Source organism: Mesorhizobium sp. M7A.F.Ca.MR.245.00.0.0 (assembly GCF_003997415.1).
Taxonomy (GTDB): Bacteria; Pseudomonadota; Alphaproteobacteria; order Rhizobiales; family Rhizobiaceae; genus Mesorhizobium.
Genome location: NZ_RZTE01000025.1, coordinates 71927 through 84639, shown reverse-complemented (window position 1 = coordinate 84639; position 12713 = coordinate 71927). Strand labels below are relative to the sequence as shown.

The window sequence follows — 12713 nt, the reverse complement described above, 5'->3', positions numbered from 1 at the left end:
CGATGCGCGCGATTGCCGCCTTGGCGGCGCCCACGCGCGCCAGGCGCTCCTCGGCGGCGCCGGCATCCTCACCGGGCTCGACCAGCCCCCTGGCGATCGTCGGCAGAGCGAGGCTGGCGATGACCAGCGAGCAGATGATGACGCCGGCGGCCAGGAAAATGACCAGGTCGCGCGCCGGAAACGGCGAGCCGTCCGGCATGGCGAGCGGCAGTGACAGGATGCCGGCCAGCGTAATGGCGCCGCGCACGCCGGCCACCGAACCGGCAAGCCGCACGCGCAGCCCGAACGGCTCCACCTTGCGCTTGCCCAGACGCGCAGCGATGCCGGCGGCGATATCGCCCACCCAGATCCACAGGAAGCGCAACGCGATCAGGCACAGCGTCAGCGCGATGACGGTCGCGATCGGCTGGATGATCGGGTGCAGGCTCATGAGTTCCGGCGGCACATGGCGGATGATGTCGGGAAGCTGCAGGCCGAGCACGATGAAGAGAGCGCCGTTGAAAACGAAGGAAAGCGTCGTCCACAGCGACATCGTCTGCATGCGCGCAGAGACGCCGAGGAAGCGAAACACGCCGGAGCCGCCGGTGAGCAGGCCGGCGGTAACAGCCGCCAGGATGCCGGAAGCTCCGACATGCTCGGCGCCGAGATAGGCTATGAAGGGCAGCAGGACCATCACCAGCACCTGCGCCTCGGCCGGCACGCCGCCGATCCGGTTGAGCAGTTGCAGCAGCTTGGCGGCAACGAACAGCGCCGCCACGCCGATCAGGATGCCGATCGCCACGGCATAGAGAAAACTGAGCGAAGCCGCGGCAAGGGAAAAGCTGCCGGTCAGCACCGCCGCCACGGCAAAGCGGAACATGACCAGCCCCGACGCATCGTTGAGCAGCGACTCGCCTTCCAGAATGTGCATCAGCCGGGCCGGGACGACATTCCTGTCGACGATCGAGGACACCGCCACCGCGTCGGTCGGCGACAGCACCGCGGCAAGCGCAAAAGCGACCACCAGAGGGATGCTCGGCACCAGCCAATGCAAGGCGTAGCCGAAGCCGACGATGGTGAAGAAGACCAGCCCTATGGCCAGATCCAGGATCGGTCCGCGCAGCGCCATCAGTTCACGCTTCGGTGCGCCATAGGCATCGCCGAACAGCAGCGGCGGAATGAACACCAGCAGAAACAGTTCCGGATTGATCTCGACATGGATGCCGCGCACCGGCCACGCAAGCGCGGCACCGATCGCAATCTGCAGCACCGGCAACGGCACCCGTACCAGGCGAACCAGAGCGCCGGAAAGCGCCACGAAGACGAGCACGACCAGAATGAAGACGGCGACTTCCATGGTCCGGTTCCAGGCTTTCCGCCGACCATGCGCAAAGCCGGCCGATCCGTCCAGCCGCCCGTCCCGTGAAAAACGCCGCGGCACCCAATCAATGAAGAAAGGCCGCCCTGAGAGGCGGCCTTTCTAGATAAGAATCAAATGCTTACAGCGCGGATGTGATCTGCAGTTCGTTGTTGCCATCAAGCGCGTAGACGTCGTCGCGGAACTGCACGACGCCCGGACCGGTCGACCAGGCCGAGAGATAGAGGAAGTGGACCGGCACCGGATTGGTGACCTGGATCGGCGTGTTTTCACCGGTCTTGATCGCCGCTTCGAAATGCTGGCGGTCCCAGCCAGGCGTGTCGCGCAGGATCCAGGTGACGAGGTCGCGCACATTCTGCACGCGCACGCAGCCCGAGGAATCGAAACGCAACATCTTGCCGAACAGGCTCTGCTGCGGCGTATCGTGCATGTAGACGCCGTCAGGGCTCGGGAAATTGATCTTCACCGAGGCCATGGCGTTTTCCGAGCCGGGATCCTGGCGGAAACGGTACTTGGCGGCGTCGTCGGTCGACCAGTCCACATTCATCGGATCGACTTCGCTGCCATCCGGCGCGAACAAGCGGATGTGGCTGTCCTTGAGATAATCGGGATTCTTCCGCATCAGCGGAATGATGTCCTTGCGCACGATCGAGACCGGTGCGTTCCAGTATGGATTGACGATGATCTCGTTGATCTTGGAATTGACGATCGGCGTCTGCCGGTCGATCTTGCCGACGATCGCGGTGTGGCGAAGCACGACGCGGTCGTTCTCGACCGCTTCGACCTGCGCTGCCGGAATGTCGACCAGCACGTAGCGGCTGCCCAGCGTGCCGGCCTTCTCGCGCAGCCGCTGCAAATTGGTCTGCAACTGGCCGAGCCGGATCTGCGCCGAAACGTTCATCGCCGCATAGGTGTATTTGCCGAGCGCACCATCGGCAGGTAGGCCATGGCGCAGCTGGAAACGCTTGACCGCCGAGTCGACATAGGAATCGAAGGCCGTCGAAATGCCGGCACTCTGCGACAGATCGCCGGAAACCATCAGCCGCTTGCGCAACGGCACCACATCCGGGTCATCGACGCCGAGCTGCAGCTTCTTGGTCGCGGGAACGTCGACCCAGCCACCCTGCCCGACAATGTTCTGGTATTGTCCGACCGCCTGTTCCGTGAAGGCGACGGTCTGCGGGCTGAAGATCGGCAGCGTCGAGGCCACCTTGCCGCCCTCGCTGGCGCGGGCATCGAACTGGTCGTCCCAATTGCCGCGCGCGGAGGATTTCAGGATGTCACCGATCACATCCTGCGCATTGGCGCCGCCGGCGACCACCGCGGCTGCGAGCGCGGAGGCTCCGGAGAGGAAAAAACGACGGCTGGTTCTCATGGACGTTCCAGACATTTGTAGCAGTTCGATCACTTGCTGCGTTGATCACCGGGCGATCTCGCCCGCACTGTAAAATTGGCAATCTTAACAATTAGCCAACCATGCTCCGTATCACCTTGGTGTGACAGCGCCCAGGCGCGATACGGATTGCGGGTGAACGCATGGTCTTCACACCAGCATCACTGGCACTCTCGGTTCCACTGGAATATGGCGGCAACGTGGCCTAGCGCCCCAAATCCGACCGGCGGATATTCCGAAAAGAACGGTGCGTGCTTTTTGGGTACCGGGTCGGCGCCGTCGCCGAGCCATCACCGATGGGGTCGACTGCCGCGCGCAGGGCCCGCAGCCGGCCGGGAATGAACCTGGCTCAGGGCTTTGAACCCGCAGCCTCGAGCTCGGAACATCGTTGCAGCACTTGATTCTCAGGGTAACGCAATATCTTGCTGTCATCGAGTTTGAGCAGCAGCGCCCGTCTCTTTTCCACACTGTCGGTATCGTCCGAGCAAGTCAGGTCCAAAATGACGGCGTCCAGGCCTTTGATCTTCTGGACTTTGTCGATTGTGCAGCCGACTTCCCACATTTCCACCGACTTATCGGTGAACGTCACTCTGGAGTCATTGCCGTCGCACGGGCTGCTGCCTTCCATGGCGAAGGCATCCTTCCACCATTCCTTGGCGAAAGCCGTTTCTGACGCAAGCAGTAGCGCCGCCGCGACAAAACAGATCTTGAAACGCCTGCTTCGACCCATCATGCCCCCTTGTGCGGCGACATTAGGCATTGTGGAAGCGAAAGCAAAGCGTGGCCCACGGGGTTGCGGTCAGCCGACAAACAGATGAACTCAAGTCGCCGTCAGTCGCTAGAAAAAGGCCGATGCCTCTCGGCACCGGCCCTGACTGAAGGTCGATATTTCGGCCGCGTTTCTGTGGCGCGGGCCGGATCCGATGCGGCGCCTTACATCCGGTAGGCGATGGTGTCGTTCCAGAAGCGGTCGAGCCGCTGCAAAGCACGGTTCATCTGCTTGAACTCGTCGGTGTTGATGCCGCCGACCTGTTCGATCGAGCCGACATGACGCTCGTAAAGGCCGGCGACGACCTCGGCCACCTCGTTGCCCTTCGGCGTCAGCGAGACACGGACCGAACGGCGGTCGATGCGCGAGCGCTGGTGATTGATGAAGCCGAGATCGACCAGCTTCTTCAGATTGTAGGAGACGTTCGAGCCGAGATAGTAGCCACGCGAGCGCAACTCGCCGGCGGTCAGTTCGGAATTGCCGATGTTGAACAGCAGCAGCGCCTGGATGGCATTGATGTCGGAACGGCCGTTGCGGTCGAATTCGTCCTTGATCACATCAAGCAGGCGGCGGTGCAGCCGCTCAACAAGCTGCAGCGATTCCATGTACAGGGAACGGATAGCCTCGCGGCGATCGTCGGATACGTTGGCGGTCTTCGCCGCCGGACGCGAATTGATCATTGTCTTTGCCTCTCGTTTGTCGCCCTGGTGATTTTTTGTTTTTCACCTTGATCGCGACACTATCGAATACTCATAAAATTCGACTTAAACGCTAGGGCTAACAAGAGCTTACCGGTAAGGGGTTTCGGAAGAGGCTTAACGAACGGTCACCCGAGCAAGGATAATTAACCTAAAGATTTCGGCAACGATTGCGGAGCTCATTCGAGGCGACAGCGGGGCCGCCAATGGGTTCAACGGCTTAGTGGCGGACCGGGCGCTTCTGCAGGTAGATGACGACACGGAAGACGATGTAGAGCAGCGCCACCGCCGCATGCGAGGCGACAATCAGCAAGCGGTGGCCGAATAGCTCGGGAAAGCCGGCATACATGACCGTCTCGGTCACCGCGCAAATGAACCAGATCACCGGCCCCCAGGACGCCAGCATCCACAGGCCGGCAGCGGCAAAGGGAAAGAACACGGCGAGCACCACCGCAGCGACCTGCCAGTGCACGGGCATCAGGTCGAACCGCCACAGCGTACCCGGATAAAAGCCGATCAACCTGATCCAGTAGAGAATGCCGAACAGCAGGCAGTAGCCCGATATGACGCGCTGGAACCAGGCGAAGATCACCTCCACCCCGGAGGGCTGTAGCACGACGCGCCTCGAGGTCACCTCGCTCATATCAAGAGTTCCCGTTCGCCGAGCGGAGCAAAATAGGCGTCGACATCCGCTTCGCTGACCGCAGCGAGGCTTGCCGGCCGCCATTGCGGCTTCGAGCCCTTGTCGATGATGGCGGCGCGGATGCCTTCGTAGAAATCATGGCCGGCGAGCATCCGGTTGAGGATGCGGAACTCCATCTTCATGCAGGCTTCCATGGACAGCGTCAGTCCGGCGCTGATCTGCCGCCAGGCGACGCGCAGGCTGGTCGGCGAGCGGGTGCGGATCGTCGCCAGTGTCTTTGCCGCGAACTCGTCGGCGGCGGCCGCACGCTCGAGGCTGTCGATGACGCGGTTCAGGGACGGTTGCGAAAAATGGCGAACAATCGCCTCCAGCGTCGGCCTGTCGGTTTCTCGCCTTGCCTGCACGAAGAAGCCGCGCAGCACCGATTCCGGATCGCCGGTCAGCGCCAGGCGGTCGAGGAAGCCAGCCTGGTCCTCGGCCTTGATGGTGTGGGTGGCCAGCCCCGACCACAGCGCATCGCCATAGCGGATGCGATTGCCGGTCAGCGCCAGATACATGCCGAAGGAGCCGCCGAGATCAGGCAGCAGGTGGCTGGCGCCAACATCCGGAAAAAAGCCGATGCCGACCTCCGGCATGGCAAATTGGGCATTCTCGGTCATCACCCGGTGCGAGCCATGGAAGGAGATACCGACACCACCGCCCATGACGATACCGTCGATCAGGGCCACATAAGGTTTCTTGAAACTGTTGATGCGGGCGTTGAGCCGGTATTCGTCGGCGAAGAACTCGACCGGCGGTTTTCCCGCCCGGCCTGTCTCATAGACATGCAGGATATCGCCGCCGGCCGAAAAGGCCCTGCCCTCTGCCTTGACGACGATGACGTCGATGCCCTGATCGTCCTCCCAGGCGGAAAGGGCAGCGTCGAGCGCTCTGATCATGCCGTGCGTCAAGGCATTGAGCGCCTGCGGCCGCGTCAAGGTGACGACGCCGGCCCGGCCCAAATGTTCGAAGCGGATCTCGTCGCCTCCGCCAAAATCCATCGTGAAGAATCCCTCCCCCGGCCGCCGGGATTGAAGTGCTAAAGCGTGGCGCATGGGTGCGTCAATGGCGAGCACACCGGTGCAAGCTCTGGCCCGGACCAGGAGCGAGTGCTAAAAATCGAGCTGCAATACTGAAAAACTGGATAGAGTTCATTGCAGCGCAGCTCTGGCGGGTCTTCGAACGGGACGGTTGTTTATGACTCGATTTTCGCGCCTTGCGCCGGTGGCAATCGGGCTGAGCATCTGCTTGACTGTTCACCCGGTCATGGCGGCGACTTTGGAAGATCTCTACAGCTCGCAGACCATCGTCAACGGCAAATACGAGAAGAACCGCCAGTCCGGCTTCAAGCGCTGCCTCGACGCGGTTCTGGTGCGGGTTTCCGGCGATCAGCGCCTGCCGGCGAAACCTGAAATGACGGCATTGCGCGACAAGGCCGGCAGCTTCGTCGCAGGCTTTCGCTACCGCGACCGCATGGAAGGCATTCCCAACCATGACGATCAGGGCACGTACGATCGGCCCCACAACCTTTCCTGCCAGTACAAGCCGGCTGAAATCGACCCGGTGCTGGCTTCGCTCGGCAGCAGGCCGTGGCTGGCCGAGCGGCCGCAGCTGGCGGTGTTTTTGACGACCGAGCGCGGAACAATGCATTACGCGCTCGATGCCGATGACGACCGTGGCATGCCGATGCGCGAATCGTTCGGCAATGCCGCCGTACCGCTGGCCATGCAGGTGGCTTTTCCCACGGCGGCGCAGCTGTCGCGGGCCGGATTGGACGATCAGGAGCTTCGCAATGCCGAGATGACGAAGCTCGACACACTGGCGAAGAAGACCGGCGCCGACCAGGCGCTTTCCGGCAGTCTCGTCTGGAGCGACAAGGAACTGGGCTGGATCGCCGACTGGCGGCTGGCCGCGGCCGGCAAGACCTACATCTGGCAGGTGCGCGGTGTCGGCTTCGACGAGGCTTTCCGTGTCGCCATCAGGGGCGCAGCACAGATTCTGTCAGGCAGTGGGCAACCCGAATAGACTTCGACCGGATCGCTGGCACAATCGTGCCGCATTGGTCAGCGGCGGGAGCTCGTGGTAAAAGCCTGCCCGAACGAGAGTATTTAGCGATGAACAAATTCACCCCCGCAAAGCCCGCCGGCGCGCGCGGCGTCGACGAGATCACCGGCAGCCGCCGTCTGCGCCGCATGCGCAAGGCCGACTGGTCGCGCCGTCTCGTGCAGGAGAACCGGCTCACGGTCGACGACCTGATCTGGCCGATCTTCGTCGTCGAAGGCAAGGGTGTCCGCGAGCCGATCGCCGCCATGCCCGGCGTCTTCCGCCTGTCCATCGATCTCGCCGTCAAGGAGGCCGAGCGCGCGGCGAAACTCGGCATTCCGGCACTCGCCACCTTCCCCAATGTGGACATCTCGCTGCGCGACCAGACCGGCTCGCATATCCTCGATCCCGACAATGTCATCAACCGCGCCACCCGTGCGATCAAGGATGCGGTGCCGCAGATCGGCATCATCACCGACGCCGCGCTCGACCCATTTACCAGCCACGGCCATGACGGCATCCTGCGCGACGGCATCATCGTCAACGACGAGACGGTGGAACAGGTGACCGCCGCTGCCGTCATCCAGGCGGCCGCCGGTGCCGACATCATCGCGCCATCCGACATGATGGACGGCCGCATCGGCGCCATCCGGGACGCGCTTGACGCCAATGGTTTTCAGGACGTGGCGATTATGTCCTATGCGACCAAATTCGCCTCGGCCTTCTACGGTCCCTATCGCGAGGCGGTGGGCACCGCCGGTCTGCTCAAGGGCGACAAGAAGACCTATTACATCGACCATGCCAATTCCGACGAGGCGGTGCGAGAGGCCGAACAGGACATCGCCGAGGGCGCCGACATGCTGATGGTCAAGCCCGGCCTGCCCTATCTCGACATCATCCGGCGGCTGAAGGACGAGTTCCAGATGCCGACCTTCGCCTACCAGGTGTCGGGCGAATATTCGATGATCAAGGCGGCAGGCGCCAATGGCTGGATCGACGGCGAGAAGGCAATGCTGGAATCGCTGCTCGCCTTCAAGCGCGCCGGCTGCGACGGCATCCTGACCTATTTCGCACCCGAAGTGGCGGAGATTCTGAAGGGGGGCCGCTAGGTAGCTTTGGAATTTTAACGCAATCCGCTAGAATGAATTCATGAGCAGGAATGAGGTCATAAAGCGGTTGCAGAGAAATGCAGATGCCATCAAGGGCATGGGCGCGACTTCGCTTTATCTGTTCGGATCGATTTTACGGGGCGACGCAGGGCCTGACAGCGATCTCGACCTCTTCATCGATTATGATCCTGCAAGACGCTTTTCGCTGATTGATCTGGTCGGCATCAAGCAATTTCTTGAGGAGAAGATGTCAGCGGAGATCGATATCACCACCCGCGACAGCCTCAATCCCATGTTGAAGGCCGACATCGAACAATCTGCTGTGCGCATATTTTGATGGCAGTGCGCCGGATCGAACCGATTCTAGCCGAAATCATGGAGGCCCTGGACGGCATCTCTGCTGCCGCCGCGGGCAAGACGCTGGATGACTTTAATAGCGACTGGCTGCTCCGACATGGCATCGAGCGCGGGATCGAAATCATTTCCGAAGCTGCCCGGCACATTCCAGATGATTTGGCAGCACTTGCTCCCGAGATTCCATGGAAACAAGTTCGTGGGATAGGCAACGTTTTGCGTCACGAATATCACAAAACCTCCGGTGCGATAGTATGGGCGGTGGTGACCGACAGCCTGCCGCCACTGCGTCTTGCTGTCGAACGTATGCTCGAAGCGTCGCAGCGCCGATAGTTTTGGCTGACACTTGCGGCTGCATCCTGTTCGCGTCGCAAGGAAGGAACCGCGATATTTCTCTCGTCATAAGCAATTGCATGGCAACGGAACATTTGCTCGCGTCGAGACTGCTGGATCTTTCTGCTCTGCACGTGCGGTGCGGCAAAGTTCTCTAAAAATACCGCTTGCAATTCACAATCAGTTTGCTAAACTGCTTGCAAAATACAACCGGTTATCGAGGAGGCTCGCATGTCCAAACTTCGCGTCAACGCTTTCACCCTGTCGCTCGACGGCTATGGCGCCGGTCCCGATCAGGATCTGCAAAATCCTCTCGGCGTCGGTGGGGAATCCTTGCACAAGTGGTTTGTCGACACCCGCACCTTCCGCGAGATGGTGCTCGGACAAGATGGCGGCACCGCCGACGTCAACGAGGCGTTCGCGGCGCGCAGCTTCGAAAATGTCGGCGCCTGGATCCTCGGCCGCAACATGTTCGGGCCAATCCGCGGCGAGTGGCCTGACGACAGCTGGAAGGGCTGGTGGGGCGACAACCCGCCCTATCATGTGCCGGTTTTCGTGCTCACCCATCACAAGCGGGAACCGATCATGATGGAGGGCGGCACGACTTTCCACTTCGTCACTGACGGTATCCATTCAGCTCTTGAACAGGCTAAAGCTGCCGCTGGCGGCAAGGACGTACGGGTCGGCGGGGGTGTCGCCACCATCCGGCAATATCTGCAGGAAAAACTGATCGACGAGATGCATCTGGCGATCGCGCCGGTGCTGCTCGGCTCGGGCGAGAACCTTTTCGCCGGCCTCGATATGCTCAAGCTGGGCTATATCTGCAGCGAGCAGGTGGCGACGACGCTTGCCACGCACGTCACCATCAAGCGGGCGTAGTTACAGCTTTTTCTCCCCGTCACTATACGGGGAGAAGGGAGCGTCCATCAATACTTCTCCGGCACGTAGAGCTCGCGCGGCAGCACCTGGCGCTCGTATTCGGGGTTGAAGACGCGCTCCGGCAAAGTGATCTCCTCGTGCGGCACTTCCTCGTAAGGCAGCTGCTTGAGCAGATGGTCGATGCAGTTCAGCCGCGCGCGCTTCTTGTCGTTGCCCTCGACGATGAACCAGGGCGCTTCCGGGATGTTGGTGCGGGCGAAGGTCTCTTCCTTGGCCTTGGTGTACTGCTCCCAGCGCACACGCGACTGCAGATCCATCGGCGACAGTTTCCACTGCTTCATTGGATCATGGATGCGCATCAGGAAGCGCATCTGCTGTTCCTCGTCGGTGATCGAGAACCAGTATTTGACCACGGTGATGCCCGAGCGGACCAGCATGCGCTCGAACTCCGGCACGTCGTGAAAGAATTCTTCGACCTGATCGGGCTGGGCAAAGCCCATCACCCGCTCGACGCCCGAGCGGTTGTACCATGAGCGGTCGAACAGCACGATCTCGCCGCCGGCCGGCAGATGCGGGACATAGCGCTGGAAATACCATTGCGACTTTTCGCGCTCGGTCGGCGCCGGCAGTGCCACGACGCGGCAGATGCGCGGATTGAGCCGCTGGGTGATGCGCTTGATGACACCGCCCTTGCCGGCCGAATCGCGTCCCTCGAAGATCACCACCAGCTTCTTCTTGTGGTAGGCGACCCAGGACTGCAGCTTGATCAATTCGGACTGCAGGGTGATCAGGTCGCGAAAATACTGCATGCGATCGATCGAAGGCGGATGCGAGTTCTTGTAGATCTTGGCGATCTCCATCGACAGCGCCGGCTCCGACATTTCGAGCTCATAGTCTTCGTCGAGCGTGTCGGCGAGTTCGGCTTCAAGCCAATCCCTGGCCGGAGAATTCTGTTTTAGCTCGGTCATTATCGGCTGCTCCACTTGCAAGCTCTGTCGATCCACGTCCGGCGCCCCAAACTCCGGCTTACAGCCCGGAACGGCAACGCCTGAGCCGACTTCAATATAGGCCTGCAATGACGGTTTTATTGCAGCCCGAGCGTGATCGCCGCCGCTGCCAATCCCGCCAGGCATGATCGATCCGGCGTCCTGGCATGGCGACAAGTCGCGCAAATTGTCCTACAAATAGCGGCCACATTCGGGCACCCTCCCCAGCCCCTTTTCCAACGCAATCGCGAGGATCGACATGGAATACCGCACACTCGGCCGTTCCGGCCTGAAAGTATCGACGCTGACCATGGGCACCATGACTTTCGGCGGCGCCGGCGCGTTTTCGGCTGTCGGCAAGACCGACCTCGACGAAGCGCGCCGCATGATCGACCTCTGCATCGACGCCGGCATCAATGTCATCGACACCGCCAACGTCTATTCGAATGGCATTTCCGAAGAAATCATCGGCGAAGCGCTCGGCGGCAAGCGCAAGGGCGACGTGCTGATCGCCTCCAAGGCACGGATGCGGATCGGCAAAGGCCCGAACGATGAAGGCCTGTCACGCCATCACCTGATCCGCGAATGCGAGAAAAGCCTGAAGCGGCTCAGGACAGACGTCATCGACATCTATTTCCTGCACGAATGGGATGGCGTGACACCGCTGGAGGAAACCATCGGCGCGCTCGACACGCTGGTTGCCCAGGGCAAGATCCGCTATGTCGGCTGCTCCAATTATTCCGGCTGGCAGGTGATGAAGGCGCTCGGCATCAGCGACAGCCATCATCAGCCGCGCTTCGTCACGCAGCAAATCCATTACACGCTGGAAGCGCGCGAGGCGGAGTACGAACTGCTGCCGATTTCCGTCGACCAGGGGTTGGGCGTCCTGGTCTGGAGCCCGCTTGCCGGCGGATTGCTGTCCGGCAAATACCGCCGCGACAGCCCCACCGCCCGCCAGCTTGCCGGCTGGTCCGAACCGCCGATCCGCGACGAGGACCGGCTGTGGCGGATCGTCGACGTGCTTGTCGAGATCGGCGCGCAGCGCGGCGTGTCGGCAGCGCAGGTGGCGCTGGCCTGGCTGCTTGGCCGGCCGGCCGTCAGTTCGCTGGTGATCGGCGGCAGGACGGAAACGCAGTTCCGGGACAACATCGCGGCGGCAAGCCTGATGCTCTCCGGCGAGGAGCGCGAGCGCCTCGACGCGGTCAGCCGGCCGCCCTTGCTCTATCCCTACTGGCACCAGCAGCTGACGGCAAAGGACCGTTTTGGTGCCGCCGATCTGGTGATTGACCGAAGCGGCATCTGACCGGCAAATCGATGGCGATAGGTATTGGCCGCCGCAATGATGGACCTGGCCTCTTCATTGCGACGCACATCTTGCAAGCCTGGCCATCATCGACGCACTATCGCTTCAGCTGTTGTGTTTGACGGCTAATGCTCCTAGGCAGGACCAGAGCCGCAAGGCAGTGAAAAGGAGCCGATATGGCGCGACCACCAAACTACGATCAGGAACGCAAGGAACGCGACCGCCAGAAGGCGGCCAAAAAGGCCGAGAAGCTGGCAGCCAAGGTTGCAGCGAGGGAACGTTCGAAGCCCGAAGACGAGACTGAAGCCGAAACCGAAACGGCAAAGTGACGGCAAACGGCCCGCAGATGCGGGCCGTGCCTCAATCCAGATTGCCGCCCCAAATGTCGGCTTGTGTCAGGCGGGCGCCTTGTCGCTGACGAACACGTCCACTTCGCGTGCTGCCGCGATGAAGGCACGCCTGGCGTTCATCGCCGGCTTGTCGCCGGCGAGTGCGTCATGGCAGGCCTGCAGGGCCGCGCGATGCTTGGGGCTGCGCTTGCCGGGCCAGCTGTTGAGGAGGTAGTCGGAAGCCTCACGCGCCGTGCGCAAGAGCTGAGTGCTTCCCGCCGCGACTGACTTCACAGTCACAGGTGTTTCAAATCGGTTGTTTTCCATGGCCGCTCCTTACGCCATCGGCGTCTGCGAAGCGAGGCGAAAGTGCGCATAGGTCTGGACGCCGCTTTGCGCCCCTTCATCCATTAAGCAGCAACGACGGCAAAGCCTCTGGCGCGAAGACCGCGCCGATCGTTGGCCAGCGACGTCACCA

At 61.6% G+C, this 12713-nt stretch carries 15 protein-coding genes; 7 read left to right on the top strand and 8 right to left on the bottom strand.

From position 1 onward, the window contains the following. From EOB80_RS22990 to EOB80_RS22965, 6 genes are all read right to left on the bottom strand, one after another. Positions 1–1336: Na+/H+ antiporter (locus EOB80_RS22990; protein ID WP_127329925.1), on the bottom strand; the 1336-nt coding region annotated here is incomplete at its 3' end. A 142-nt stretch (positions 1337–1478) separates the two neighbouring features. Further along, positions 1479–2732 carry a L,D-transpeptidase family protein gene (locus EOB80_RS22985; protein WP_127329923.1) on the bottom strand — a complete coding sequence of 418 codons (1254 nt, stop codon included), beginning with the start codon at positions 2730–2732 and terminating at the stop codon, positions 1479–1481. Between the two features lie 367 nt (positions 2733–3099). After that, complete coding sequence (locus EOB80_RS22980; protein WP_245466421.1) at positions 3100–3510, bottom strand: hypothetical protein; 411 nt, start codon at positions 3508–3510, stop codon at positions 3100–3102. Between the two features lie 173 nt (positions 3511–3683). Next, entirely contained in the window at positions 3684–4199 is a 516-nt protein-coding gene (locus EOB80_RS22975; protein WP_008875359.1) for a winged helix DNA-binding protein, read from the bottom strand. A 238-nt stretch (positions 4200–4437) separates the two neighbouring features. After that, entirely contained in the window at positions 4438–4860 is a 423-nt protein-coding gene (locus EOB80_RS22970) for a DUF6163 family protein (protein ID WP_127272646.1), read from the bottom strand. Further along, the gene (locus EOB80_RS22965; RefSeq protein ID WP_127329921.1) at positions 4857–5900 is read right to left on the bottom strand and encodes an enoyl-CoA hydratase/isomerase family protein; all 1044 of its coding nucleotides are present in this window, start codon (positions 5898–5900) and stop codon (positions 4857–4859) included. The genes EOB80_RS22970 and EOB80_RS22965 overlap by 4 nt, the downstream gene beginning before the upstream one ends. A gap of 196 nt (positions 5901–6096) precedes the next feature. Between EOB80_RS22965 and EOB80_RS22960 the strand changes: the two genes are divergently transcribed. The 5 genes from EOB80_RS22960 (at position 6097) to EOB80_RS22940 (ending at position 9617) form a co-directional block, all read left to right on the top strand. Further along, positions 6097–6924 (top strand): DUF2066 domain-containing protein, encoded by an 828-nt coding sequence (locus EOB80_RS22960; protein WP_127329919.1) that lies wholly within the window; start codon positions 6097–6099, stop codon positions 6922–6924. Positions 6925–7013: 89 nt separating this feature from the next. After that, complete coding sequence (hemB, locus tag EOB80_RS22955; RefSeq protein WP_127329917.1) at positions 7014–8051, top strand: porphobilinogen synthase; 1038 nt, start codon at positions 7014–7016, stop codon at positions 8049–8051. Positions 8052–8091: 40 nt separating this feature from the next. Beyond that, positions 8092–8388 (top strand): nucleotidyltransferase domain-containing protein, encoded by a 297-nt coding sequence (locus tag EOB80_RS22950; RefSeq protein ID WP_127270472.1) that lies wholly within the window; start codon positions 8092–8094, stop codon positions 8386–8388. Then, complete coding sequence (locus EOB80_RS22945; RefSeq protein ID WP_127322992.1) at positions 8388–8738, top strand: HepT-like ribonuclease domain-containing protein; 351 nt, start codon at positions 8388–8390, stop codon at positions 8736–8738. Before EOB80_RS22950 ends, EOB80_RS22945 begins: the two co-directional genes overlap by 1 nt. 231 nt (positions 8739–8969) lie before the next feature. Next, positions 8970–9617 carry a dihydrofolate reductase family protein gene (locus EOB80_RS22940; RefSeq protein ID WP_127322993.1) on the top strand — a complete coding sequence of 216 codons (648 nt, stop codon included), beginning with the start codon at positions 8970–8972 and terminating at the stop codon, positions 9615–9617. Positions 9618–9664: 47 nt separating this feature from the next. Here the strand turns inward: EOB80_RS22940 and ppk2 are convergent, their stop codons facing one another. Then, positions 9665–10585: a polyphosphate kinase 2 gene (gene ppk2, locus EOB80_RS22935; protein WP_127270468.1), complete on the bottom strand. Its 921-nt coding sequence runs from the start codon at positions 10583–10585 to the stop codon at positions 9665–9667. 277 nt (positions 10586–10862) lie between these two features. On the opposite strand from ppk2, the gene EOB80_RS22930 reads away from it, so the two are divergent. Then, on the top strand, positions 10863–11906 hold the full coding sequence (locus tag EOB80_RS22930; protein WP_127323004.1) for an aldo/keto reductase: 1044 nt from the start codon (positions 10863–10865) through the stop codon (positions 11904–11906). Between the two features lie 176 nt (positions 11907–12082). Then, positions 12083–12235 carry a hypothetical protein gene (locus tag EOB80_RS22925; RefSeq protein ID WP_013532262.1) on the top strand — a complete coding sequence of 51 codons (153 nt, stop codon included), beginning with the start codon at positions 12083–12085 and terminating at the stop codon, positions 12233–12235. A 66-nt stretch (positions 12236–12301) separates the two neighbouring features. On the opposite strand, the gene EOB80_RS22920 is transcribed toward EOB80_RS22925, so the two are convergent. Next, a complete protein-coding gene (locus EOB80_RS22920; RefSeq protein WP_244506945.1) occupies positions 12302–12535 on the bottom strand; it encodes a DUF982 domain-containing protein in 234 nt (77 codons plus the stop codon). Positions 12536–12713: the final 178 nt, after the last annotated feature.